Below are 25,775 nucleotides of genomic sequence, written 5' to 3' on the forward strand. Positions count from 1 at the left end.
CTTCATTGGTCGGCTCCTTTTTACACGGGGTTGTGTGGTGGCTCGCAGGCGAGAAGCCGCTCGGTCGCGGTCATGGCCTGTTCCATCGGGGTGCGGGTTCGAGTCAGCTTTGCGAGCAGCGCAGCGCCAAGCCACATCTGATAAAGCACCTGCGCCAACGCAGCAGGGGGTGGTCCGGGTGGCAGCGAACCGTCTTCGCGTGCCTCGGCGATCAGTCTGGAAATCCGCTGAAGCAGCAGCGCTACGCCATCGCTCAGGACAGCCCGCATGGGCTCTGACAGGTCCGCGACTTCCGCCGAGAGCTTGACGACGAGGCAGTCCTCGGCCCAGCCGCCAATCACGTCACGCGCAAGCGGATCGTCAATCCAGGCTTGCCAGTAACGCATCAGGCGCTCGCGTGCTGTCACGGCTTGCAGCGACAGCAAATGGTTGAGCCGCTGACTGTAATCATCCACATAGTCCTGCAAAAGCGCGCAACCGAACGCCTCCTTGGACGGGAAGTAGTGATAGAACGAACCTTTGGGCACACCGGAAACCTTCAGAATCTCCTGAAGGCCGAGGGCGGAAAAGCCCTTTTTCAGCACGAGGCTGTAGCCGGCATCAAGGATGTTCTGCCGGGTCGTTTTAGCTTTGGGTGTCAATATCATGAGTACCATATAATGTATAATAGACCGGTCGTCTAGTTGGGATGTCGGAGGTTTTTGCTCTGCCGCCAATCACGAATCGACAGCTCTCGATCTGCCAAATCGCATGGCAGATATCGTTCTACATAAATCTCCGTTACGTCGATCTGGCGAAGAACGTGAGAGCTGCGAAGGCAAAGGGTGCCTGTCGCTGACGAATGGCCTTCACGCAACTCATCACTGGCATATTGGCTTCCCCTGTCGAATGCTGGATCAATCCCGGCTTTGGTTGCCGGATTGCAATCGCCTTCTGCAGGGCGCTGATGGCGAGGTCCTTTTTCATCCGGTCACTTGCTTCCCGGCCGATGATGCGACGCGAATAAAAATCGACACCCATTGCCAGATACAGCCGGCCTTCTGCGGCCCATATGTAACTGATATCGACATCCCATTTCTGATCTGGTCCGCCACAAGTGAAGTCCTGATCGAGAAGATTGGGAGCGACAGGCTCACCATGATTGCTGTCGGTCGTGCGTTTGAAGCGCGTTATCTGTCGGGCTTTCAAACCATTTTCACGCATCAGTCGCGCCGTGCGGCGACGATCTGCTCGAATACCTTCTTCATTCAGTTCAACATGCATCCGAGGGCTGCCATAGGTTCCACGTGACAGCGCAAACTGATTACGAATGGGAGCCAGAATAATCATGTCATCGAGCTGGCAACGACTGGGCAAAGGATGCTTCCACGCATAATAACCGCTGATGCTGACGCCTGCGAAAAGCACACAGACGTGACAGAGAAATACGGGCCTCCTCCGTGTCGATGAACGCAAACTTCATCGACTGTTCGGCGGGAAAACAGTTCAACGGACTGTTTTCTTATCCGCCTCAACTCGAGCGAAGAAGGCCGTCGCGTTGCGCAGGGAAAACGATTCACTGGATCGTTTTCTTTACGAAGCTGGACAAGCTCTTAGCTCATGTCCTCATGCGGACCAGAAAGTAAATCTTTCTCAGCAAAATTGCACCGCCAACGGTCAATCGTTGACTTACCAATCCCAAGGTCCTCAGCAGCCGATGAGATGCTTCGATCACTCGTGGTTAAAACCCGAACGGTTTCGCGCTTGAAATCTTCTGTAAATTCGCGCTGCTTCCATTCTAAGTCTCCTGTCAGTTTTGTCTAACAGAAGCCCTCCACTTTTGAAGGGGAAGTCCACCTTCAGTAGCCCGGCCTCCAGCGGAGAGCTGTCCCAAACCCCGACCGCAACAAAATGATGAGGTTGATTGTAGGCGACATCGTCTGTGCGCGGGGCCAACGGTTGCACGCTCTTACGGTCGCCTGGCGCAATCCGTCCCGCAATGTAAAGCGGAAACATCCTGCGTCGGGCTCGATGTGAAAGACTCGCCAAAAATGGTTGAAGCCAGAGCTCGAGGCTGTCCATCCGATCAGCATTCATCACCAGCTCCTTTCAAAAGCTGGGTCCTTATGAAACACCTAAACTCCGCGGACGGAAGCCCAAAACATTAATCTGCCAAAGTAGTGTTAAGCATCTTCACAAAGCGTCGATGTCATCGAATGAAGGTCGGCGGTGCTTAACGGGGATATTTTGCACGCATTACTCCGAAGACTAGTCTGGGGGCCTATTTCGAATGCTGATTGAGATGCGAGGCCAAAGATTCAAACTACTTACAATGATTCTTAAGCAGGGAATTGCTGCGCTCTTCTTCGGGCCATGATCGCAGTCAGTCTGCATGTAATGTGGCTCTAAACTATGTGGAACATGAAAAGGCTCCAATTTTTCACTCTGTCCGAAGATGATGGCTTGACTAAGTAATAGTCAACCTGTCATACCACTAAAGAGGATGAGTGGAGGACTGCGAAGAAAAGCATGTATGCGCTTAACGGAGTAAACTCCGTCTTCGAGTGCGCTTATGCTTTGCCGCCGCTGTGAAAATTGCTTGAAATTGTAGCGTGTCGAATAATGCATGCCTTCGCCACACAGATAATATTGAGGAATATGTGAAAATGAAAATTGCTATCATCGGGTGTGGTGTAGTTGGTTCGTCCTGGTCACTGGTCTTCGCACGTGCAGGTCATGATCTCGTAATTTACGATCAGAATACGAGTGCAGCAGAAGCGGCAGTTGCTTTTGTTGCTGCCGCAAATCCAGTGTTTGCGGAGAAATGCCGCGTTGCGAAGAGTCTAGCCGATGCTTTGACTGGCGTGGATTATGTGCAAGAAAGTGCACCTGAGCGATTGCCGATTAAGCAAGCGCTTTATCAAGAGATGGATGCGCTTGTCGCTCCAACGACTATCATTGGTAGTTCAACGTCTGGATTCCCGGCTTCTGAATTCACCGAAGGTCTTGTGAATGCCGAACGTTGTCTGGTTGCGCATCCTATCAATCCACCCCATCTTATTCCGCTTGTCGAACTGATCCCCGCTCCATGGACCTCGTCGGAGACGCTAAGTTTCACTCGTGATCTCATGCGTGAATTAGGTCAGAGCCCAATCACTTTGACCCGAGAGATCAATGGTTTTGTAGTCAACCGACTTCAGAGCGCGTTGCTTGGTGAAGCATTCCGCTTGGTTGAAGACGGCATTTGTACGCCTGCCGAAGTTGATGCGGCGGTGGCAGATGGCCTTGGCCTGCGTTGGTGCTTCATGGGGCCTTTCGCGACTATTGATCTGAATGCGGCCAACGGTGTAGCTGAATATTGTGCCAATCTGGGGCCGATGTATCACCGCCTTGCAACGGAGCAAGCTGATCCACGTGAATGGGGCCCGGAGCTGGTTTCATCCATTGAAGGTAAAATGCGCGATGCCGTTTCTGCTGCAGATCTTCCTAATCGTCGCAAATGGCGCGATAAGTTCCTTGCCTCCATCGTTGAGGCAAAGCGCAATATAACGAAGGAACTTGGTTCATGAGTGGATTTGGCACGCCCGTACATCTAAGTCGTGAAAGATTGTCAGATAAAATTGCACGTGACATTGAAGCTCGTGTGCTGTCTGGCGAGTTAACAGTCGGCGACCAACTCCCGTCTGAACGGGAACTGATGGTTCATTATGGTGTAGGGCGGCCAGCTGTTCGCGAGGCTTTGCTTTGGCTCAACAAAACTGGGATTCTGGCAGTTTCAAACGGCGATCGAACGCGCGTTACGGAACCTGATCCACGCGATTTACTCCAGCTTCTTTCAGGAGCCGCGAAAATGCTTGTGGCCAAGCCTCAAGGAGTTCGCCAGTTCCAAAAGACCCGAACTTTCGTTGAAGTTGCTATGGTGCGTGACGCCGCACGCCTTGCGAGTCTTTCAGATATAGCAAAGTTGGAAGAGTTGCTGAAGAAGAACGAAAGCAGTGGCGGTGACATCGCTGTTTTCTCTGCAACCGATGATGCTTTCCATCAGTTTATTGCGACGATTGGTCAGGACCCTCTTCTTGATGCTCTTTATGAAGTTGTGATGGATCTGCTTGAGGATCAGCGGCGGATGTCACTTAGCCATCCGCAGGCGCTTTCAATGGCTGCGGCCGCTCATCGGAAAATTTTCGAAGCGATTCGTGATCACGATGCGGATCGTGCTGAAGCCGCTATGAGAGATCATTTGAACACTGTGGTTCAAACCTATTGGGACATTTCCGAGCAGAAAAGTGGGACTGATTAAAAGTCCTTTTCTCCTCATTTTCTAAAAAGGCGAAGACTATGTTACTTGGTTGTATCGGAGATGATTTCACCGGTTCCAGCGATCTTGCGAATACCTTGTCGAAACAGGGTATGCGGGTGACCCAGTATTCAGGCGTACCACACGAAGATGCGCACTCAAGCGTTGAAGCTGGTGTTGTGGCACTGAAATCGCGCAGCATTCCAGCCGCTGAAGCAGTAGAACAATCATTACAAGCATTGAAATGGCTGCAGGCTCAGGGCTGTAAGCAGATATTGTTCAAGTATTGCTCAACTTTCGACAGTACGCCTGAAGGCAATATTGGGCCCGTTGCCGCGGCTCTTGCAGATGCACTAGGAGCAAGAAAAGTTGTCGTTTGCCCAGCATTTCCAGGTGCGGGTCGTACCATCTACCAAGGCAATTTATTCGTAAATGACCGCCCGCTAAATGAAAGCGGAATGGAAAATCATCCCCTTAATCCGATGCCAGATTCTGATATTCGTCGTTGGTTGGCACGCCAGACAGATATGCCGGTCGGCCATGTATCTTTTGAGAAAGTAAATCAGGGGTCGGATGCTATCGCGGGAGCACTTGCGCTCGCTGATGAAGCCGGCGCGCGCTTAATTGTGGTCGATGCAATCTCTGACACAGACTTGATGGAGATTGGTAAGGCGCTCGACGGGCTACCGCTTTTGACAGGCGGTTCTGGAATTGCAATTGGATTGCCACATAATTTCCGCCAGCAGGGGCTCGTTTCGGGTGAGAAGCTCGAATGGCAGGGAGTTGCAGGCAAATGCGTAGTACTTTCAGGGTCATGTTCGACTGCTACGCGAACGCAAGTCGCGCAACATCGTACTCAGTCATTGCCGACTTTTGAAGTTACGGCTGATGACGCGGTCGCTGGGCTACTGAACCCAAACGACATCGCCCAATGGGCTCTGAAACAAGATGAGCGGCCTTTGGTGTTCTCCTCGGCTGATCCTGAAGTTGTGCGCAAAGCACAAGAAAAACATGGACGAGAGAAAGTTGCCGCGGCGATCGAAGCGCTTTTTGCAGATATTGCAAAAGAACTGGCAGACGGGGGCGTCAGACGCGTGATCGTGGCTGGTGGCGAAACATCGGGTGCTGTGGTCGAGGCTCTTGATTTGAAGGCGCTTGAGATTGGACCCGAAATTGCGCCTGGCGTTCCGGCTTTGATGGGAACGTTGCCGGGAGGCCAACTGATAGCGCTTGCTCTCAAGTCGGGAAATTTTGGTGGGCCTGAGTTTTTCAATGAAGCTGATCTTATTCTGAAGGGAAGCTGATCACGCTGATGGCAGGAGGGGAAGGATTTGCCCAGCCACTCTAAATTAAATAATGGAGGAGAGTAGAAAATGATTAGTCTTAGAAAGACTCTTAAAAACGCGTCGCTTGCAGCGCTAGCAAGCCTTGCAATCGCTTCAGTTCCGCTGGTTGCCTACGCGCAAGATGTGCTGAATTTGAAACTTGGCCATATCCAATCCGAACAAGACCTTTGGCACTATGGCGCGCAAAAGTTCAAAGAAGAGCTTGAGGCGCGCTCTGATGGCAAAATTACTCTCACCATCTACCCAAACTCTACCATCGGCGGTGATCGTGATCTCGTCGAAGGTATGCAGATGGGAACTGTCGACTTTGGCTTGATCGCTGGCGTTCTAGGCAATTTCGAACCGTCGATCCAACTTCTGGAACTACCATATCTCTTCCGCTCACAAGATGAGTTTGACACCGTGATCGGCGGAGAAATTGGTGCAGAAATCGCTGAGAATGTACGCCAGAATGCAAATGTACGTATTTTAAATTGGTGGGAACGCGGTTCTCGTCAAGTCACTTCAATGAAGCCGATCAATGGGCTTGAAGATTTGAAGGGACTAAAAATACGCGTTCCAGAAATCCCAGCTATGGTTGCAACATGGCGTGCGATGGGGGCCAATCCAACACCAATGGCTTGGAGTGAAGTCTATACGGGTCTTGAGCAGCACGTGATTGACGCTCAGGAAAACCCTATTCCATTCATTTATGGTGGACGTCTTGGTGAGGTTCAGGACTATCTCGCTTTCACCAACCACAAATTTGAATATGTTACGCTTGCTATGAGTGAGTTGCGCTGGAACCAGCTGACTGACGAGCAGAAGAAAATCATCACAGAGGCAGCAGCTGCAGCAACGGCGGCTGAGAATGAGGCAGTTCGAACACAAACGTCGGAAATGCTAAAAAAGATGACTGATCAGGGACTAAAAGTAACCGAACCGAATACGGATGAAATAGCTGCCGCCGCAGTTGTGGCTCATGAGCCTTTCGCCAAAACGGTCAACATAGATCTTTATAACCGCATTATTACAGCCCTCAAACGCTGAGTAAAACCAAGCCTGATTATCCGTCGCGATTATCTGGTCGCGGCGGGCATTCTTAGCGCGGAGGAGGCAAGCTTGAACAAACTTGACCAAATTATCCAAAAATTTCTGCTTTGGGCAATCGGTACGCTGATCTTTGCCATGATGGTGGTGACATTCTCTCAGGTTGTAGCACGTTACGCATTTGCGAATTCGCTCAGCTGGTCAGAAGAAGTCGGGCGTTATATTTTTGTATGGATCACCTTTCTCGGTATGTCTGCCGCCTTTCAGTCACGAGCGCATGTTGCGCTTGATTTCCTCGTGAACCTGTTGCCCGCCAAGCCGTCAAAGCTATTGACAATACTTAATGCTCTTCTTGTGGCTTTGGTTGGGGCAGCACTGATCATCGGTGGTGCTTCGCTGATCAAGTTTGGGATGAACCAACGGAGCGCGGCTTTAGGCATACCGATGTACGTCATTTATTCTGTAATCCCGTTTAGTGGGGTCACTCTTTTGTACTTCGCGTTACGAGAAGCATGGCGTCGCACACTCAGCAGTGGTCCTATCGTCAGGGATGCTTCTGTAATTACGGCTGAAGGATCTTTAGAATGATCTCTCTCATCTTATTTGGCGGTTTTGCCCTTTTCTTGGCGATTGGTTTGCCGGTAGCATTTGGTATTGCGATCGCTTCTCTTGTCGCGATTTGGTACAATGGCCTTCCGATGGCATTGTTTGGCCAGCGCCTGTTTACGTCGGTCGACTCTTTTCCCTTGATGGCAATTCCTCTTTTCATGCTTGCTGGTGCCTTGATGGGGCATGGCGGAATTACCACGCGTATTATCAACTTTGCGCTTTCGATTTTTGGGAATATTCGCGGCAGTCTTGCTCAGGTCGTATCAGCAAGTGGTATTGTGATGGGTGGTGTCTCAGGTTCTGGTGTCGCAGATGTTGCAGCACTCGGGTCGGTGATGATCCCCGAAATGAAGAAACGTAAATATGATGCTGCTTTCTCAGGGGCGCTTGTTGCGTGTTCAGGAAGTCTTGCACTTATTCTGCCGCCGAGTATCGCCATTATTATCTATGGCGTTTCAGCTCAGGCTTCCATTGGCGATATGTTTATGGCTGCAATCGCACCTGGCTTAGCTATTGGTATAGGGTTCCAGATCTACGCCTATATTTATGCGCGTATGAAGGGCTATCCACGTGAAGGTGGCGTGAGTAATGCCGAAAAATGGCGCCGTTTTAAGGATGCCAGTTGGTCGCTTTTGATGCCAGTTATTATTATTGGTGGTATCCGAATGGGGATATTCACGCCGACGGAAGGCGGTGCGGTCGTAGCAGTCTATGCCTTTGTTGTCGGCATGTTCGTCTACAAGGAAATTACCCTAAAAAAAATTCCGCAGATTTGTATGGAAGCTGCGATTGGTACGGCTGTCGTGGCAGCCATTATCGCGGCGACTTCTCTCTTCGGCTGGCTTTTGACCAACGCACAGTTGCCTCAGGCGATAGCTGCTGCCATTCTGACACTAACAGACAATCCAATTCTGCTGCTTCTTTTGATCAATGTGATGTTGCTGATCATTGGTATGTTTGTAGATAGTGGTCCTGCTATCTTGTTGATGACACCCATCTTGTTACCGGTGGCAAATCAGATTGGTGTTGACCCTGTACAGTTTGGTCTCATCATGGTTATCAACTTGACGATAGGCTTGTTGACACCACCTGTCGGAACGGCCCTCTATCTTGCCAGTTCGATATCTGGGGTTGCTATCATGCGACTGACGCGTGCGATGTTACCTTTCTGGGGTATTATGATTTTTGTGTTGCTTTTGGTGACTTACTGGCCAGGCTTCACGAGTTGGGCTATCTCAAAATAGGCTCACTGGCTTGAGTATATTTCTTTCGGGAAGGCAGCGTAATCTCTGCCTTCCTTTGTAACTATTCGGCGCCTATGAAATGGAGCGTAGTTCATGGACCGTGAGACCAAAGCAAAAAAACTTTGCAGCCTTTGTCGTAGCTTGTTCGATCGGGGTTATTCGGTTGGAGGTGCTGGAAACGTCTCGGTGCGAATTGAGGGTGGTGGTTTTCTTGTCACGCCTACTGGTGGGAGTCTGGGAAGGCTGGAGCCATCGGACCTCGCCGAGATTAGCACTGATGGTGAAGTATTGGCAGGACCTAAACCGTCAAAAGAGTTCACCTTTCACAAGGCTCTGTTCGACTGTCGTAGTGATGCGGGTGCGATAGTTCATTTACATTCCACTTATTTAACGGCGCTTTCGTGTCTGGAAGATTTGCCACAAGACAATGCTTTGCGCCCCTTTACACCGTATTATGTGATGCGCGTTGGCTACATGCCCGTAATTCCCTATTACCGCCCTGGTGCGGTTGAAATTGCTAGAGATCTCGCAGCGGCAGCCCAAGCACATAAAGTGAATGCCTTTCTGCTGGCTTCGCACGGTGTGGTTGTTCTTGGTAAAGATATTGAGGATGCCGTTAACAACGCAGAAGAGCTAGAGGAAACAGCGCGGCTGGCATTTATATTGCGAAGTGAAAAAATCCGCTACTTAAGCGAGAGCGAAATCGCAGAGCTTCGTTCGTAAAAGAACCGGAAGAGTTCTATAAGTTATACAACGACTGTAACTGTTCAATTTGAAATGTAACTCAAAACTGACGTAGCAGTCGCTGTAAGTGATAACTATTTTACATATTATGCGCTGACTAAACCGATTGCCCGTCCCATGCCCCCCGTTGCTCCTTCAAATTTGTGGGGCAAGAAGATAAAGACAGCCCCCCTTGTGGGAAGCTTGCCAAGATTTGTCAGATTTTCAGTGGCGATCATACCATATCCGAGCGCGGCCCAATGGGGGGTGTAGTCATCTTGCATCAGACCAATGCCACGGCCGTCAATCCCAATATGCTTCACTCCCCGCTCGTGCAAAAGCTCGATAGCATCTGCGCCCGGTGCAGGATGCGATCGGTCGTATTTGAAGCCCTCTGGATAAGGGTGGAAGTAATTATCAGACCAATCGGTACGAAAAAGAACAATATCTCCTGCAGCAAACTCACCATTTTCCTTTTCCCATGCCTCAAGGAACGCACGATCAATAACGGGACTTTGGGCAAGATGCGTGGTTTCACCTTTGGGGACAGTTGCAATGAGTGGGCGGACATCCACAACGACAGCGGGTCCGATCATGTCATTGAGGTCAAGCTGATCAATCGTAACGCTACCGAATTCGTTCGCGTGAGGCAAACCTGTGTCCGCTGCTGGGATCATATGACATGGCGCATCGCAATGAGTGCCTGTGTGGTCGTCATGTACTTGCACATATTCAAGAAACTGTCCGCGCGGCCATGTATAATGGTTCATCATGAACTGACCAAAACGCTGGCCTTCAGGCGGCGATGACGGCTGGTTCTCACCTGTGAGTACCGAGAGATCAATAAGCTTCGCACCCTGAATAAGGGAAAGTAGAAGATCGGCATTTGACATAGATCGCACCATGAACTGTGAGTGAAACTCATTAGATAGGATAGGTTGCCTGCGAAGTTGTCAATAGTTTCAGATAAGAAAAAATAATTTCCATTATGAAAATACGATATTTATTTTGAGACGCTTTTCTTCGCACGTTTTCCCAGTCTGTCACTTAGTACTTCACGCAAAGTTTGGGCGAGGTTTGGTGTGGCGCTTGAGCACATGACCAATAACTTTGCAGGGAATTCACCAGTAGACAGATAAGCGTGTCCCATGGTGCTATCAAAATAAGCTGAGTCACCTTTCTCTAGAATTGTCGGCTCATACAGCTCTGTCTGTAACTCGATGCTGCCTTCTAATACATAAAGGTATTCTTCGCCAACATGGTTCCAGAGCCCTCCCACCTCGTTAAGTGAATGCGCGCGGACTTCAATCATCATAGGGATGATACGCTTATGCGCGATATCGGTACAAAAATAGGTGTAGGTGAAGTTGTCATCACCCATAACAAGACCTGCGCCGCCGTGCGAAATGCTTCGTCGGCCCGTCAACTTTCTTAACTCTTCGCCTTTGGAATTTGAACCTGAAACCAGATCACCGATTTCAATGCCGAGCCCTGCGCAGAGTTGTAATATCGACTGGTAAGATGGGGAGATAAGGTCATTCTCAATTTTGGAAAGGGTTGATTTCGATATCCCGGTTTTTGCCGCTACGTCTGCAAGTGTCCATCCATGATAACCTCTTCTTTCACGAAGCGCTTCGCCTATTGAGGGTGTGCCGACATTTGAAGGTGCTGTTGAAGTCATTTTTCTTATCCGAGATATGTAGAAACTATATGAACGATAGCAGTTATGCGCAGCCTCTAAATTTTCAATTATTTTCCGTCTTCGTCGAATGAAAGTCAATCTTTATGTGTTTCCGTATTGACACAAAGTTTCTTATATGAAACCTTATGTCAACAAGGCAACTAAACGGGAAGTTATCGATGGCCGATCTATCTGGCAAAGTTATCTGGGTTACGGGAGCAGGCAGCGGAATTGGTGAAGCTTCGTCTCTAACCTTGGCTGCTTCAGGTGCTACTGTGGTACTCACGGGGCGCCGGCATAATGCGCTCGATTCCGTTGCTTCTAGGATCATTGCCGCAGGCGGTTCAGCCATTATTGAACCGGGTGATCTGACTAATGCGGTTCGCGTGCAAGAAATCGCAGATTCTATTGTGAAACGTTTCGGGCGACTTGATATCCTAGTCAATAATGCTGGAATTAATATTCGCGATAGAAGCTCAGCAACTTTGACACCTGCAGGTGTCGACACGTTATTATCTACCAATCTTGCCGCTGCTTTCTACTGTGTCACAAGCGTGTTGCCGATTTTTCGGGGTCAGGGCGGCGGGTTGATGATCCATACGGCTTCTTGGTTAGGCCGTCATAGCCATAAATTGGCGGGTGCAGGATACAGTGCGACCAAGCATGCAGTTGTTGCGATGAGCCATGCTATAAACATGGAAGAATTCTCTAATAATATCCGTTCCTGCGCACTGTGCCCGGGCGAGGTCGCGACACCGGTGCTCGAAAACAGACCTGTTCCAGTGCCGCAGGATGAACGTGATCGTATGTTGCAGTCTCAAGATCTTGCCGACATGATTTTAATGGTTGCATCGCTGCCGGATCGGGTTTGCGTCAATGAAATTGTCATCAGCCCAACCTGGAACAGGATGTTCTTATCACAAGAGCAATCGGGACTTGTTGCACAGCTGAAAGGCGCTGCTGCTTAAAGGGTCATAGTGATATGTCATATGTTCAGCAGGAAATTCATAAGCAAATAGCTGTTCCTCTGCTACAGATGCGGGACATCACAAAGCGCTTTGGTTCTATACGTGCGCTGAATGGCGTTGACCTTGATGTTTATGCAGGTGAAATTCACGCTTTGATGGGTGAGAACGGCGCCGGTAAATCAACCTTGATGAAGGTTTTGTCTGGTGCCCATCCGGCAACATCAGGTGAAATCAGCATCGCTGGCAAGCCGATTACGATCTCAGGACCATCTCATGCCCGTGAATTGGGTATTTCTATAATTTATCAGGAGCTGGCGCTTGCTCCTAACCTGACAGTTGCTGAAAATTTGCTGTTGGGACGTGAGCAGACAACTATGGGAGTTTTGAATCGCAGCGCGATGAACCGGCTCTGCGAAAACGTTCTAGAAGAGCTAGGTGTTGACTTTAATACAGTGGATAAGGTGGCGACCTTGTCGCTTGCACAGCGGCAGCAGGTGGAAATTGCGAAAGCGCTGCTATCAGACTGTCGTATTCTTGTCATGGATGAGCCAACAACATCACTGTCCTCAACCGAATGCGACAGGTTGTTCCAACTCATTCGTCGATTGCGTGATAAGGGCATGGCGATCATCTATATTAGCCATCGCATGAACGAGATATACGACTTGAGTGATCGCGTCACTGTGTTGCGCGATGGCCTATATATTGGCTGTATTCAGCGTTCGGAGCTTTCCGAAGAACGCCTCGTTCAAATGATGGTGGGAAGAGATATTTCGAGCTTTTATCAAAAAGATCGAAACGCAGAGTATCAGCCAGGGGAGAAGATACTTGAAGTTAAGGACATTGCGGATGATCGCAAAGTCCTGGGTATTTCACTTGATCTTCATGCTGGTGAAATTTTAGGCCTGGCTGGTATTGTAGGAGCAGGACGTACCGAGCTTGCACGTCTGATTTATGGGGCCGATAAAAAAACTTCTGGCACCATCACTCTTAAACGCCGGCAGTTGAATATAAACAATCCTTTGGATGCAATCGCTGCAGGTATTGTTTATCTGACGGAAGACAGAAAAGGCGAAGGCCTGTTTCTCGACATGAGTGTGTCGAAGAATATAAATATAGCTGTAATAGAGCAGGATAGCCACGGTTTCGGTTTATTAAATGCCAAAAAAGCAACTCAACGGACAAACGCGGCTATTTCCGATATGCAAATCGCTGTGGTTAGTCCGCAAGTCAATGTCGGCTCACTTTCGGGCGGAAACCAGCAAAAAGTATTGCTGGCTCGGCTTTTACAAACCAACCCAAAAGTGCTCATTTTGGATGAGCCGACGCGTGGTGTTGATATTGGAGCTAAATCAGAGATATATCGGATCATAGAAGCACTCAGTGAACGAGGAACCGCTGTTCTCGTCATTTCGAGTGAACTTCCAGAACTTGTCGGAATCTGTGACCGTATTCTCGTCATGCGAGAAGGCCTCCTTGCTGGTGAAGTTGGAGGGCATAGCGGAATTGCGATCGATTCCGAGGCGATCATTGCAATTGCGACAGGATCAGCCAAAGCCAATAATTAAAAATCAGGGAACTACCATCATGACAGCTACGGATACAGTTGCTGCCGCGCGGCATAGACGAAATATCAAGGCATATTTTCATGCATTGGGGATGCTCCCGATACTGATCCTGATTGGGTTACTATTCCAGATACTGAGTGGTTATGGTGAAACCGGAAGCTTGACTGAAGCATGGTCTGCCGGACGTTTTCTATCTGTTCAAAACTTGTCAATTGTCGCACAGCAAGCGTCAATTAATACGGTACTTGCAGCTGGGATGACTTTTGTCATTTTAACGGGTGGTATTGATTTGTCAGTAGGCTCCGTATTGGCTGCTTCGGCTATGGTTGCCGTGATGGTCTCTCTCATTCCTGATGGTTTTGGACATCTTGGCATACCTGCAGGCATTTTTCTTGGCATGATATTGGGCTTTGTAAACGGAGCACTCATAGCATTTGCGAAGCTTCCACCTTTCATCGTGACTTTAGGAACACTGACTGCAGTTCGTGGTCTGGCCCGACTGTTGGGGGACGATAAAACTGTATTCAATCCCGAATTACCATTTGCATTTATCAATGGCACAGCATTTCTTGGTATTTCCTGGCTAAGTCTCATCGCCTTTGCAGTCATATTGGTGTCTTGGTTTATCCTGCGTTTCAGAGCGCTTGGCGTACGTATTTATGCTGTTGGCGGGAACGAAGTCGCAGCTCGCCTTTCAGGAATTAAGGTATGGGCTGTTCTGCTATTTGTTTATGTGGCTTCCGGTTTCCTTGCGGGCCTGGGTGGTGTGATGTCCTCCACGCGGCTATTGGCGGCGAACGGCCTTCAGCTGGGGCAGGGCTATGAACTCGATGCAATTGCAGCCGTTATACTTGGCGGTACGAGTTTCGTCGGCGGTGTAGGGACGATATGGGGAACATTAATCGGCGCGCTCATTATTGCCGTCTTATCAAACGGACTGATCCTGACGGGTGTCTCAGACGTATGGCAGTTCATCATCAAAGGTCTTGTCATCATCGGTGCGGTTGCTCTCGACCGTTATCGCCTAAAGACCTCTGCCCGTACTTGATTGGTAAACTGTCAGAAAGACGTGTCGGCCGTCTTTTTGGTAGCTCAATAAGCCGATGCAAAAAGGGGAAAACCGAAATGAAACGCTTACTTCTCGCGGCGGTCTCAATTATCACACTAAGTACATCAATGGCCTCCGCCACTGAATTGAAATCAATAGGTATTTCACTTGCTTCTTTGGGAAATCCATTCTTCGTTGCTTTGGCATCGGGGGCTGAAGCAGAAGCAAAGAAAATCAATCCTGACGTTAAGGTAACAACGGTTGGTTTTGAGCAAGATTTGAACAAGCAGGTAGATCAGATCGACAGCTTTATCGCGGCCGGCGTGCAGATGATCCTGCTTAATCCCGGTGATCCGAGCGCTCTTGCTCCGCAATCAAAAAGGCTAAAGACGCAGGAATTATTGTGGTTTCAGTCGATACAGCTGCTCAGGGAGCAGATTTGACTGTCACCACCAATAATTTTCAGGCTGGCGAAGTGGCTTGTCAGTTTATTGTTGATAAGCTTAGCGGAAAAGGTGATGTCATTATTCAAAATGGCCCACAGAACTCTGCGATTATAGACCGTGTGAAAGGATGCAAGCAGGTATTTTCTGCCAATCCAGACATCAAGGTGTTGTCGGACGATCAGGACGGCAAGAGTTCGCGTGATGGTGGGTTGCAAGTGATGCAGGCACAGTTGACACGGTTCCCCAAAATAGATGCTGTGTTTGCAGTCGCTGACCCACAATCGATTGGTAGTAGTCTTGCGATGAAGCAACTCGGTCGCGAGGGTATTATCATTGCATCGGTTGATGGTGCGCCAGATCTGGAAGCTGAGCTCAAGAACCCTGCAAGTATGTCGATCCAGGCTACGGCGAGCCAAGATCCCTATATGATGGCACGTACTGCTGTTGAGTTGGGTTTCAAGGCATTGAATGGAGAAAAGCCAGAGCAACCAATAGTCTTGTTGGATTCGAACCTAGTTACACGCGATAATGTTGGTGACTATCAAGGTTGGGAAGCCAAACGGGACTGAAATGGAAATGCAGGCTCCTGCATTTGTTGGAGCCTGTTTCATTATTATAGCAAATCTATAGAGCGCTTCAGGCAAGAAGGCGTTTTATATTTTCATCAGACATAGCCGTCATAAGCTCATAGCTGGTTTTAATTTTGATCGGTGTGTTCGTGCGTCCTGATATGAGTATAGCTTCCAGAATTTCCAGAACATGAAGTGCATTGCTGCCAGCAGCGCGAGGTTTGCGGCCATTCACAATAGCATCTGCCATCTCTGCGACTGCGGTCGTACGATAATTCGCTATGCGTGGGGCATCGTAAGGCCAGTTGATAGCGCCAAGCAAACTATCTTCGGATTTAAATGTCTGCCATTCTCCACCACGATCACTATAAAGCACGTCGCCGCCATAGGTGTCCGGATCCGGCAACCGCAATGAACCATCCCGTCCATACAACTCGATATATGGGTTCCCCTGTGCCCATACGTCCCAACTGATGCCGAGATTGACGATCGCACCGGAGGCAAAGCGAATAACCGCCATCGCTGTTGTTTCAGTGGTTACTCGGAAGCTTGTACCTTTGTTTGGACCATCAGCAGTGATTGTGCGATTTTCATTGCCGATTGAGGACATGGCGAAAACCTGAGTAGCCGGTCCCAAAAGACTAAGAAGCATCGAAATATAATAAGGCCCCATATCAAGGATTGGGCCCGCACCTTCCTGATAATAAAATGATGGGGCAGGGTGCCAATGTTCCATGCCATGGCCCATCATATAAGCGGTTCCTCCGATGATTGGCCCCAGGCTACCGTCACCGATCAGATTACGCGCCTTTCGGCCTGCAGCACCAAAAAAAGTGTCTGGTGCAGATGCTAATGCCAACCCTTTTTCGGCAGCCAATGTGACAAGCTTGCTGCCCAGTTCAGTTGAAACAGCCAAAGGTTTTTCGGTGAAAACATGTTTACCTGCTTCAAGCGCTGCTTTCGTTACCGGATAATGCTCAGTTGGAACTGTCAGATTGAGAACGATATCCACATCCGGGCTGGCGAGCAGCTTTTCGGCAGTCATTGCCGTAATTCCATATTCAGCGGCACGCCTGGCGGCTGTTTCGGGTATGATGTCCGCGCAGGCCGTCAACTCGATATTATTAAATAGCGCTGCGTTGCGCATGTAAGTCATTGAGATGTTACCGCAGCCGATAACGCCGATTCTCATTTTGCTCATGTTCAAGCTCTGAAGTTTGAGGATTTATTCTGCGCTGACGATTTGAATTATTTTCGCAGCGATCGCTTTGCCGAGAACCTCGTGCTGGTCGGCTTCAAAGTGGACACCATCAACTGCACTCACACGAATGAGGTTCCCCGCATCAAGGAATGAAGAGCCGAGTGCCTCGGCGACTTCTCGGTATTTGGAAGATAGTCCACGAGACTTCGCAGCTCCGCCAACAAAAATTTCTCCAAGGAAGCCTATTTCTTCAATGGGTGCTGGCGCGATAATGAGAAGCTTCGGGATGGTGCCGTTAGGGCCGGACGGGTTTTGATGGATAGTGTTGACCAACGCTTCCAGCCCACGCCGAATATCCTCGGGCGTGAGGCTGAAGCGGGTTTTGAGGTCGTTGGTTCCGAGTGTCAGCACAACCAAGTCGATTGGGTTGTGACTGCCCAGGCAGGGCAACAAATAGGTTTTGCCATTTCTTGATGCACCTTCAATCGGGTCATCATGAACAGTTGTACGTCCCGGAAGCCCTTCTTCGATAATGTTATAAGCGCTGCCAAGTTGTTTGCGTAAAATACCTGTCCAGCGAATGTCCGAGGCGAAGCGTTCAGCATGCGTTGCATGACGCATGGGTACCGTTCCGTAGGTGTTGGAATCTCCAAAGCAAAGGATGTTGATGACTTCGGTCATAAGCACTCTCCTCAGGCTGCTGCGGTTGCTGGCGGTTGTTGTGCACCGGTCATGATAGCGACAGCATCCGACATAGATATATCCGTCGATTTGACGACACATGCCCGCTTGCCAAGTCGATGAATGTGGATGCGATCAGCGACTTCAAAGACATGTGGCATGTTGTGGCTAATGAGAACAATTGGCATGCCGCGTTCTCGCACGCGCAAAATAAGATCGAGAACTTTACGCGATTCCTTCACACCCAAGGCGGCTGTCGGTTCATCCATGATCACAACCTTGGAACCGAATGCGGCAGCTCGCGCAACAGCTATACCTTGTCTCTGACCGCCAGAAAGCGTTTCGACAGTCTGATCGATTTTCTGGATCGTCATCAGACCAAGCTCGCTCAGCTTTTGACGGGCGATATTCTCCATCTGGACTGTATCAAGTGTCCGCATCAGCAAGCCGGAGAGGCCGCGCTTGCGAATTTCGCGACCAAGAAACATGTTGTTGGCAATGGAAAGTGCCGGTGAAAGAGCGAGATTCTGGTAGACGGTTTCTATACCCGCTTCCCGTGCCTCCATTGGAGATCGGAATGCGACTTTCTTTCCATCCAGTAGAATTTCGCCATGGTCAGGGGTAAGTGCGCCTGAAAGCGCCTTGATCAGTGAGGATTTTCCGGCTCCATTGTCACCGATAACCGCAAGAATTTCGCCGGGCATGAGGTCAAATTCGGCAGCATCAATAGCCGTGACACTGCCATATTTTTTCACGAGGCCACGGGCCTGAAGAACGGGTTGAACATTGGTCATGCAGAAGCCCTCCGGATCCATTGGTCAAGTGCAACAGCAATGATGATAAGGAATCCGACCGTAAAGTCCTGCCACAATACATCTACCCCAGCGAGAGAAAGACCATTGCGGGATGCGGCGACAATAAGTGCTCCGAACAACGTGCCGAGAATAGACCCGCGACCACCAAAAAGACTTGTACCGCCGATGACGACTGCAGTGATGGAGTCAAGATTGGCGAGCTGTCCAGCCTGGGGGCTTACGGAGCCAATACGGCCGATCAGTGCCCATGCACCGAGTGCGCAAATGATACCGGCAACGACATAAACCTGCAGCAGCACTTTGTTTGTTCGGATACCTGCGAGGCGGGCAGCTTCCACGTCATCGCCGACAGCATAAACATGCCGTCCCCATGCTGTTCGATTGAGAATATGCCAGAACACGATGGCAAGTATGATGAGGAAAATAACACCGTAGGTGAAGCGCGCGCCGCCAATCGTGAAGCTTGTGCTTAGCCATTGTAGGAAGGGTGCGGTCGCCGCAACATCCTGTGAGCGAATGGTCGCGCTTGATGAGTACCAGAGGTTCAGCGCGAAAAACATGTTCCATGTGCCCAGTGTCACAATAAATGGCGGAAGGCGAACATAGGTAACAAGAAAGCCATTTATAAAACCACAGCCAGCACCGGCAGCAATACCGATCGCGAAAGCCATCGCTGGTGGCAGGCCGGTAATGACCGCAAGCTTGCCCATTATAACGGATGCGAGCACCATTATTGCCCCAACGGAAAGATCAACGCCGGCGGTAAGGATAATCAGGGTTTGAGCAATTCCCAGGATACCGATGATCGTAACCTGCTGCATGATGAGTGAGAGGTTCATCGGATGATAGAACCTGTTCCCCACAATCATAGAAAACAGAGCGACTGCTATCAGAAGTACAATCGCGGGAATCGCAGTAGGATTTTTATGTAGAAAGTGCTGCAAACGACGCAACAAGCTCGGTGATTGCTCTTCAAATGACGCTACGTCGTTTTGGGGGTGAGTGGTTCCTGTTAGACTCATTTCGCATCGCCTCCTGCCGACGTCTTGCGAGACCGGGAAAGCGCACTTCGCCACAACGGTCTGCGAAGGCGTATGTTGGGAAAAATGCGAGGCATGATTAGTTTCAATCACGCCACGCTTTTGAAACGGCGATCTGGGGACGGCGTGTGTGACACCTCGCCTAGATCAAATAACTAACCCCAGCAGAGCTTGAGTGCTTCTTCCGATGTAATGGAATCCAGACCGTCTACTGGTTTGTCTGTAACAAGCTGCGTTCCAGTATCCAGGAATTTTAGGCCGGGGGTGTTTTCCGGAAGTTTACCTGTCTTGCCGTGCTCGACGATAGCCTGAACGCCGAGTTCAGCCATGCGCAGCGGAAATTGCATCGACGTTGCGCCAATGACGCCTGCGCGAACATTCTCTACACCTGGACAACCGCCATCGATAGAGGTGATCGTGATGCCTTTTTCTGCGCCAACGGCCTTGATCGCTTCATATGCTCCAGCGGCAACTGGCTCGGCGATTGTGTAAACGACATTGAGTGTCGGGTCGCGTTGCAGCAGGTTTTCCATGCCTGTGCGCCCGCCTTCTTCATTGCCATCAGTCGCCTCATGGCCGACAATGCGTTTATCGTCTTCGTCACCAATGACATTCGGATCTTTAATGTCGATCCCGAACCCCTTCATGAAGCCTTGATCGCGCAAGAGATCAACAGTGAAACCAAGCTTGCTGACGTCAAGGAAGGCGATACGCGCATTTTCGGCTTCATCACCGAGCGTTTTGTTTGCCCATTCACCAATCAGCTGACCGGCCTTAAAGTTGTCTGTAGCAAATGTTGCATCGGCTGCATCGATAGGATCGAGCGGCGTGTCGAGCGCGATGACGATAATTCCAGCATCTCGCGCTTTCTTGACTGCCGATATAATGGCCTTGGAATCGTTAGGCGTAATTAAAATGCCCTTGGCGCCTGCGGATATGAGGTTTTCGATAGCCTCAACCTGGCTTTCATTGTCTCCATCGATGCGGCCAGCAAATGATCGAAGCTCGACACCCAGCTCAGCTGCTTTTGCTTCGGCGCCTTCCTTCATCTTGACGAAAAATGGATTGATATTGGTTTTCGTGATCAGACCTACAATGTCTTTGGCCGCAGCAGGGGTTGCCATAAGAGCGCAGGCAGCAGCGCTGGCGAGAGCCAGTTTTTTAAATCTATTCATATGTTCCTCCCAAAAAACGATCCCCGCCCATCTCCTAATAGGCCGGCTTCTCCCGATCGCAGCAGTATTTGACTATTTACGATCAAATATTGTCATATCAGTGAGGGAAATTTTGTCAATTGAGAAAATTTCATTGACTTTGACGTGTAAAACTATGCAAAACCGTCTAATAAGATCAATAATAATCATTATGGGATTATTTTTGCCCGTCCTTGGAGGAGGATTTTAAATGCGGATAGGTTGTCAAACATTCACCTGGGAAATGCTCGGAGACGATTGGGCGGGCAGCACTGACGATGTCGTCCGGGCAATCGGCGCGGCCGGCTATGCAGGGATAGAGATCACAAACAATATGATAGGCGGTTACGACCGCGATGCGGAAAGCTTTAAGCGCCTTTTGTCTGAACAGGGTTTGACTTTCGTGGCGTATGCCTTCTCTACGCCGAGCGGATTTACCGTAGAAGAAAAGACAGACGACGAGCTCGCTGCCATCTCTTCGGCGATGGATTTTATCGCAAAATTTCCAGGAACCGTCCTGTCTTTGGGGTGCCCGACAGATCATCGCGGTATAGGCGATGCAAAGGCGATTGAGATTGCGGGGCGTATTTTCAATCGTGCTGGCGAGATGGGCAGAGCACGCGGTATTCCCGTCGCATTCCATCCAAGCAGCCATCACGGCTCTGTTGTCGTGACACGAGAGCAATATGAAGCGATTATGGCGGCAACTGACCCGAAACTCGTTAAATGGGTTCCTGATACGGGCCATATTATTCGTGGTTCGCAGGACATTCTGGAAACTTTGTTACTCTTCCAAGACCGCATTGCCTATGTGCATCTCAAAGACGCTTCTCAGGCTGGAAAATGGAAAATGATGGGTGCCGGTGATTGTGACATACCGGGCGTTATCGCACATCTCCATGATAAGATCGGTTTTGATGGATGGGTGATAGGGGAAGAAGAGTCGGATGAAGCAGGTCTTGATCCTGCAGCCGCTGTTAAGCTCAACCGCGAATACCTCGCCCGCATCATCGGATGATTGAATTCGATCATGGTTCTGGCTGTGTCATCCTCATACTTTAAGCGGTAGTATTATGGGTCTGAATGAACTTAAAGAGGCCGTCCTTGAAGCGAACCTTGCAACGGTTCGCGAAGGACTGGTCCTTTCAACATTTGGCAATGTCAGCGGGATAGACAGGGATGCCGGTCTCGTCGTTATAAAGCCTAGCGGTGTTGAATACGAAAAGCTGTCTCTCAATGATCTGGTTGTAACGGATCTGGAAGGCCATGTTGTGGAAGGTCATCTCAAGGCTTCTTCGGATCTTCTTACCCATCTCGTACTTTACAAGGCTGTTCCGGCAATTGGTGCGGTTGTGCATACACATTCGACTTATGCGACGATTTTTGCGCAGAGCCAACGTCCCATTCCTCCCTATGGCACAACCCATGCTGATTATTTTCACGGCACAATTCCTGTCACACGGCCTCTTACTGAAGAAGAAATTCGGGACCGCTACGTGGAGGCGACTGGCTGCGTTGTTATCGAGGCACTGGGAAATTATGATCCAATGTCTATACCCGCAGCTCTTGTAGCCGGGCATGGTCCGTTTGCCTGGGGGGATGGACCGGCAGACGCGGTGCACAATGCACTTATTTTAGAGGAAGTTGCCCGTCTTGCATGGCATACGATTTCACTTAATCCAGATGCCCAGCCGATTTCGCAAAGCCTTCTGGACAGGCATTATCTTCGCAAGCATGGTGACAACGCCAGTTATGGACAGTAAGCGTCTGTCCTAGGCTCGGACGCAGTTCCGCCAAATGAATGCGTCCCTGGCCTGAGAGTGGAGGAAATCTTATGAGCGTTGTTATCGGTGTCGATTTCGGCACATTGAGCGTGCGTGCAACCGTCGTCGATTCTGTGAGGGGTATTTTATCGAATGCGTCTAGCAGCTATCCGCTAAAAAGGTCCCCGTCAGATCCCGATCTGGCGACGCAGTCGCATGACGATCACATGAATGCGCTCGTAATTGCTGTCCGCGAAGCAATCGCCCGCGCAGATATCGATGGTGAATCTGTAGAAGCTTTGGCGTGTGATACCACGGGTTCCAGTGTGGTGATGGTCGATAAAGCGCTCAAGCCTCTCGCTGACTACTATCTCTGGTGTGACCATCGTGCTCACACGGAAGCCTCAGAAATTACGGAAGCAGCCCATCGCGAAGGCATAGAGGCTATTAAGTGGTGTGGTGGCGTTTATTCTCATGAATGGGGCTATGCGAAAGTACTCCATTTCCTGCGCCATAACCCGGACAAGCGGGATCGCTTTGCAAGTGCTTTCGAACATTGTGATATGCTAGCTGCCACTCTCTGTGGTGTTACAGACGTTAATAAGGTTGTGCGCAGTATCTGCGCTATGGGACACAAGTGGATGTGGGGAAAAGCTTGGGGCGGTCTGCCCCCGCAGGATTTTCTTACGCGGGTCGATCCACTTTTCGATGGCATTAATGCGAAACTGGCCGGGGAATATAAGGGATCCGATCAGATCGCTGGTCATCTGATACCCTATTGGGCCGAGCAGTTAGGTCTCCGTACTGGTATTCCAGTCCCTGTTGGGGCCTTGGATGCCCATTGGGATGCAATTGGTGCTGGTTGCCGGATGGGGGACGTCGTCAATGTTGTTGGAACATCGACGTGTATTATCGCGCTTGGGCCGGAAGATTGCGGAGTTGTTCCCGGCCTTTGCGGCCTTGTGCCCGGCAGTGTTCATCCCAATCATATGGGTGTCGAGGCGGGGCTTTCCGCTACAGGCGATCTTTTTGAAGCCATTGCGCGCCGCGCAGGCAGCGACGTCGCCACTCTTTCCAAAGAAATTGAAAAATATGGGCCCGGTGAAACAGGCCTTCTCCGGCTGACATGGGATAATGGCGATCGAACGGTTCTTGTTCGTTCTGATCTTGGCGGCGTAACACTTGGATGGGATATCAATCACACAGCCGCAGACGAACTACATGCCGCAATTGAAGGAACTGCCTTTCATACGCGCATCATTTTAGACCGCATACGAAGCGGCGGTATCCCTATCAAGCGTGTTATTAACGGTGGAGGTATTCCGCAGAGAAACGAAATGCTCAATCAGATTTACGCCGATGTATTGGGTTGTCCGGTGCTTGTGCCGGACGGGGCACCCACAGGCCTTGGTTCTGGCATTTTTGCTGGTTTGGCTGCCGGGGCATTTTCATCAATTGAAGAGGCACAGGATAGCTTATGCTTACCAATGCGCACTATCGACCCGCGCCCTGCGGCTACGGCGACTTACGAGAAATTGTTTGGAATTTACCAGAATCTTTATTTTGGTTTTGGTGAAGGTAGGCAAGTCAATCTGGCAGAAGTTCTCCCTGCCTTGAAAAGAATGCGCCGCAAAGTTTAGAGTGCGTTTCGATCCGAATGCATCAGACCGGCACTCTAAATCATTGTTTTAACGCGCATCTTCATTTGAAAACCGTTTCACATTTTTCGGGATGCGCTCTAAGGCAGATCGAAGCAATTCCAGTGGATTTTATTGCGCCTATCGCCATGATAAAGTTGAAGACAAAATTGATAGGGAAAACAGCGTGAACGAACTCGAGCGTCAGGAAGCTATTCTACGAATTCTTGCAACATCGCAGTTCGCGAGTGTTAATGATATCGTTGATCTGCTGGACGTCTCACCAGCCACAGTTCGCCGCGATATAGCCAAACTCAACGAGCAGGGCGCTATACGCAAGGTGCACGGCGGCATTACAACTGCTGACAATTTAAGCTCGGCTTCAGGCCGTTCAAAGCCCTATATCGAAAATCAAGTTATCAATGTGGCGCAGAAGGAAGCGATCGCAAGCGCTGCTGCGGAGTATTGCAACGATGGCGATACAATTTTCATACATGGTGGAACAACCTGTTCTCTATTCTCGCGAAAACTCGCTACCAAAAGCCTCAAGGTCATCACCAATTCGGTTGCAGTAGCAGATACGATATGGAACAGTTCGACATGTAACCTGCACGTGCTGGGTGGAGATTTGCATCGGGAGCCTGCAATCTTCTATTCTCCACAGCTATGGACTGAAGAATTTTACGTGTCCCGATATTTCCTGGGCACGCTTGGAATAGACAACGAGGGCTTGCTGGAGAATAATCCGCTTCTTGTCCGCGTTATTGATATGGTCGTTGGGCGAGCAAGCGAAGTTGTTGTTTTAGCTGATAGCTCCAAGTTCTTCGCACGCCCGCGACTTCGTGCCCTGACCTTTAATCGCATCAGCACACTTATCACGGATGATGGTATTTCTGATGCAAATGCAAAAATGATCGAAGACGCTGGAGTTGAGTTGATAGTTTGCTCTTCGTGATGTTATAAATTTTGATATTGCAATAATATTATTATAAACTGTATTTTTATAAGATGTATATTTATTATGTTAATAAAAACATGTTGAATTTCAGGAAATCAATCTCAGCGCGGCTTGCGATGAATTTTATTTCGGATTTTTTATTTTTGATAGATGTACCATGTCATTAAATTATTTTTTAAACATTTTCTAGATGTAATAAATATTAATAAGTAAATTTTAAATATTGGCTACGCGAAAACATAATGTAGCCAATATTTTATGATAGATAGCTCTGGTGCTGAGGCTTAAGGCAGAATATCAGAATGCTGACTAAGGGTTTGCCTGACTGTTATTGAAGTCTCATCTTCATTTTCGACGTCAATAGCGCCTTGAATCATCTCTCCTGTGACGCGTAGTTCAGCGCCAATAGGTGTGTACTGCGTGGCTGGAGCAAATGGTGCAGATGGTGTGGAGTCTGGACGCGTTCCCTTTCACAACATGAAAAATGCCGCCATCAGAATATTTAAAGCGCTAAGCGACCAGAAGAAGCCTGACACACCAAAACTCGCCATAATCGGTGATATGACTAGCGGACTTAGCATCGAGCCAAGTGAATTGATGAGGAGCATGCCTTGTATCATGCGTACGAGTGAATCTGCAGACGTACTGTCTGCTGAGAAGCTGATTGCAACTGGATAGATCGCAAATATACAGCCGCTGAGTAAGAATAACGTAAAAATGAAGAACGATGAAGAAGGTGGTAAAATAATAACGGCAGCAGATAGAAGAACGCAACAAATATTGAGAGTTATAAGGATTATGCGTCTATCTTGTCTGTCGGACCATCGTCCTACCGGATATTGTAGCACCATTGCACCAAGAATGACGCTTGCCATCATCGTTCCCACTTCACCCACGTTCAGCCCAATGCGCTGGAGATAGAGGGGCAACAGTGAATAAACAGCAGCGATTGCTATAACCCGAACCAAAGCAGCCAATAA

23 protein-coding genes and 3 pseudogenes are annotated in these 25,775 nt (G+C 49.4%); 15 read left to right on the forward strand and 11 right to left on the reverse strand.

All coding sequences use genetic code 11. The features are described from left to right. Positions 1 to 20: 20 nt before the first annotated feature. The 3 genes and pseudogenes from H5024_RS15400 to H5024_RS21300 form a co-directional block, all read right to left on the reverse strand. On the reverse strand, positions 21 to 647 hold the full coding sequence (locus tag H5024_RS15400) for a TetR/AcrR family transcriptional regulator (RefSeq protein WP_187548020.1): 627 nt from the start codon (positions 645 to 647) through the stop codon (positions 21 to 23). Positions 648 to 850: 203 nt separating this feature from the next. Continuing rightward, positions 851 to 1,793, reverse strand: a pseudogene (locus H5024_RS15405) (IS3 family transposase); the annotation flags it as partial. 46 nt (positions 1,794 to 1,839) lie between these two features. Beyond that, positions 1,840 to 2,076, reverse strand: a pseudogene (locus H5024_RS21300) (transposase); the annotation flags it as partial. Between the two features lie 569 nt (positions 2,077 to 2,645). Between H5024_RS21300 and H5024_RS15415 the strand changes: the two are divergent. The 7 genes from H5024_RS15415 (at position 2,646) to H5024_RS15445 (ending at position 9,227) form a co-directional block, all read left to right on the forward strand. After that, the gene (locus H5024_RS15415; protein ID WP_187548022.1) at positions 2,646 to 3,548 is read left to right on the forward strand and encodes a 3-hydroxyacyl-CoA dehydrogenase; all 903 of its coding nucleotides are present in this window, start codon (positions 2,646 to 2,648) and stop codon (positions 3,546 to 3,548) included. Further along, on the forward strand, positions 3,545 to 4,279 hold the full coding sequence (locus tag H5024_RS15420) for an FCD domain-containing protein (RefSeq protein ID WP_187548023.1): 735 nt from the start codon (positions 3,545 to 3,547) through the stop codon (positions 4,277 to 4,279). Before H5024_RS15415 ends, H5024_RS15420 begins: the two co-directional genes overlap by 4 nt. Positions 4,280 to 4,317: 38 nt before the next feature. Then, the gene (otnK, locus tag H5024_RS15425; protein ID WP_187548024.1) at positions 4,318 to 5,580 is read left to right on the forward strand and encodes a 3-oxo-tetronate kinase; all 1,263 of its coding nucleotides are present in this window, start codon (positions 4,318 to 4,320) and stop codon (positions 5,578 to 5,580) included. 69 nt (positions 5,581 to 5,649) lie between these two features. Beyond that, complete coding sequence (locus tag H5024_RS15430; RefSeq protein WP_187548025.1) at positions 5,650 to 6,651, forward strand: TRAP transporter substrate-binding protein; 1,002 nt, start codon at positions 5,650 to 5,652, stop codon at positions 6,649 to 6,651. Between the two features lie 72 nt (positions 6,652 to 6,723). After that, a complete protein-coding gene (locus H5024_RS15435) occupies positions 6,724 to 7,239 on the forward strand; it encodes a TRAP transporter small permease (protein ID WP_187548026.1) in 516 nt (171 codons plus the stop codon). Beyond that, positions 7,236 to 8,504 carry a TRAP transporter large permease gene (locus H5024_RS15440; protein ID WP_187548027.1) on the forward strand — a complete coding sequence of 423 codons (1,269 nt, stop codon included), beginning with the start codon at positions 7,236 to 7,238 and terminating at the stop codon, positions 8,502 to 8,504. The genes H5024_RS15435 and H5024_RS15440 overlap by 4 nt, the downstream gene beginning before the upstream one ends. 93 nt (positions 8,505 to 8,597) lie before the next feature. Next, positions 8,598 to 9,227 carry an aldolase gene (locus H5024_RS15445; RefSeq protein WP_187548028.1) on the forward strand — a complete coding sequence of 210 codons (630 nt, stop codon included), beginning with the start codon at positions 8,598 to 8,600 and terminating at the stop codon, positions 9,225 to 9,227. A gap of 107 nt (positions 9,228 to 9,334) precedes the next feature. Here H5024_RS15445 and H5024_RS15450 read toward each other — a convergent pair whose 3' ends face one another. Both H5024_RS15450 and H5024_RS15455 read right to left on the reverse strand, forming a co-directional pair. Beyond that, on the reverse strand, positions 9,335 to 10,120 hold the full coding sequence (locus tag H5024_RS15450) for a cyclase family protein (protein ID WP_187548029.1): 786 nt from the start codon (positions 10,118 to 10,120) through the stop codon (positions 9,335 to 9,337). Between the two features lie 110 nt (positions 10,121 to 10,230). Further along, complete coding sequence (locus H5024_RS15455; RefSeq protein ID WP_187548030.1) at positions 10,231 to 10,908, reverse strand: XRE family transcriptional regulator; 678 nt, start codon at positions 10,906 to 10,908, stop codon at positions 10,231 to 10,233. A 146-nt stretch (positions 10,909 to 11,054) separates the two neighbouring features. Between H5024_RS15455 and H5024_RS15460 the strand changes: the two genes are divergently transcribed. The 4 genes and pseudogenes from H5024_RS15460 to H5024_RS15475 all read left to right on the forward strand — a co-directional run bounded on the left by H5024_RS15460 (position 11,055) and on the right by H5024_RS15475 (position 15,507). Continuing rightward, on the forward strand, positions 11,055 to 11,876 hold the full coding sequence (locus tag H5024_RS15460) for an SDR family oxidoreductase (protein ID WP_247875300.1): 822 nt from the start codon (positions 11,055 to 11,057) through the stop codon (positions 11,874 to 11,876). A 14-nt stretch (positions 11,877 to 11,890) separates the two neighbouring features. Beyond that, positions 11,891 to 13,444: a sugar ABC transporter ATP-binding protein gene (locus H5024_RS15465; RefSeq protein WP_187548031.1), complete on the forward strand. Its 1,554-nt coding sequence runs from the start codon at positions 11,891 to 11,893 to the stop codon at positions 13,442 to 13,444. A 19-nt stretch (positions 13,445 to 13,463) separates the two neighbouring features. Then, positions 13,464 to 14,492: a ribose ABC transporter permease gene (locus H5024_RS15470; protein WP_187548032.1), complete on the forward strand. Its 1,029-nt coding sequence runs from the start codon at positions 13,464 to 13,466 to the stop codon at positions 14,490 to 14,492. A gap of 77 nt (positions 14,493 to 14,569) precedes the next feature. After that, a pseudogene (locus H5024_RS15475) lies at positions 14,570 to 15,507 on the forward strand (ABC transporter substrate-binding protein). A 67-nt stretch (positions 15,508 to 15,574) separates the two neighbouring features. Here H5024_RS15475 and H5024_RS15480 read toward each other — a convergent pair. The 5 genes from H5024_RS15480 to H5024_RS15500 all read right to left on the reverse strand — a co-directional run bounded on the left by H5024_RS15480 (position 15,575) and on the right by H5024_RS15500 (position 20,368). Then, a complete protein-coding gene (locus tag H5024_RS15480) occupies positions 15,575 to 16,708 on the reverse strand; it encodes a Gfo/Idh/MocA family oxidoreductase (protein WP_187548033.1) in 1,134 nt (377 codons plus the stop codon). A 24-nt stretch (positions 16,709 to 16,732) separates the two neighbouring features. After that, complete coding sequence (locus H5024_RS15485; protein ID WP_187548034.1) at positions 16,733 to 17,389, reverse strand: SGNH/GDSL hydrolase family protein; 657 nt, start codon at positions 17,387 to 17,389, stop codon at positions 16,733 to 16,735. 11 nt (positions 17,390 to 17,400) lie between these two features. Further along, positions 17,401 to 18,183: an ATP-binding cassette domain-containing protein gene (locus H5024_RS15490; RefSeq protein WP_187548035.1), complete on the reverse strand. Its 783-nt coding sequence runs from the start codon at positions 18,181 to 18,183 to the stop codon at positions 17,401 to 17,403. After that, positions 18,180 to 19,226: an ABC transporter permease gene (locus H5024_RS15495; protein ID WP_187548036.1), complete on the reverse strand. Its 1,047-nt coding sequence runs from the start codon at positions 19,224 to 19,226 to the stop codon at positions 18,180 to 18,182. The genes H5024_RS15490 and H5024_RS15495 overlap by 4 nt, the downstream gene beginning before the upstream one ends. Positions 19,227 to 19,399: 173 nt before the next feature. Beyond that, the gene (locus H5024_RS15500) at positions 19,400 to 20,368 is read right to left on the reverse strand and encodes a sugar ABC transporter substrate-binding protein (RefSeq protein WP_247875363.1); all 969 of its coding nucleotides are present in this window, start codon (positions 20,366 to 20,368) and stop codon (positions 19,400 to 19,402) included. Positions 20,369 to 20,648: 280 nt separating this feature from the next. Here H5024_RS15500 and H5024_RS15505 point away from each other — a divergent pair, with 280 nt between their 5' ends. From H5024_RS15505 to H5024_RS15520, 4 genes are all read left to right on the forward strand, one after another. Further along, entirely contained in the window at positions 20,649 to 21,455 is an 807-nt protein-coding gene (locus H5024_RS15505; RefSeq protein ID WP_187548038.1) for a TIM barrel protein, read from the forward strand. A 55-nt stretch (positions 21,456 to 21,510) separates the two neighbouring features. Beyond that, positions 21,511 to 22,200, forward strand: coding sequence for an L-ribulose-5-phosphate 4-epimerase AraD (gene araD, locus H5024_RS15510; protein WP_282186067.1), 690 nt, complete (start codon positions 21,511 to 21,513; stop codon positions 22,198 to 22,200). A 71-nt stretch (positions 22,201 to 22,271) separates the two neighbouring features. Further along, on the forward strand, positions 22,272 to 23,840 hold the full coding sequence (locus tag H5024_RS15515) for a ribulokinase (protein WP_187548039.1): 1,569 nt from the start codon (positions 22,272 to 22,274) through the stop codon (positions 23,838 to 23,840). A 184-nt stretch (positions 23,841 to 24,024) separates the two neighbouring features. Then, positions 24,025 to 24,792: a DeoR/GlpR family DNA-binding transcription regulator gene (locus H5024_RS15520; RefSeq protein ID WP_187548040.1), complete on the forward strand. Its 768-nt coding sequence runs from the start codon at positions 24,025 to 24,027 to the stop codon at positions 24,790 to 24,792. A gap of 473 nt (positions 24,793 to 25,265) precedes the next feature. Here the strand turns inward: H5024_RS15520 and H5024_RS21180 are convergent, their stop codons facing one another. After that, positions 25,266 to 25,772: an MFS transporter gene (locus H5024_RS21180; RefSeq protein WP_210309709.1), complete on the reverse strand. Its 507-nt coding sequence runs from the start codon at positions 25,770 to 25,772 to the stop codon at positions 25,266 to 25,268. Positions 25,773 to 25,775 lie beyond the last annotated feature (3 nt).

It is taken from the genome of Ochrobactrum sp. Marseille-Q0166, from assembly GCF_014397025.1.
GTDB lineage: Bacteria > Pseudomonadota > Alphaproteobacteria > Rhizobiales > Rhizobiaceae > Brucella.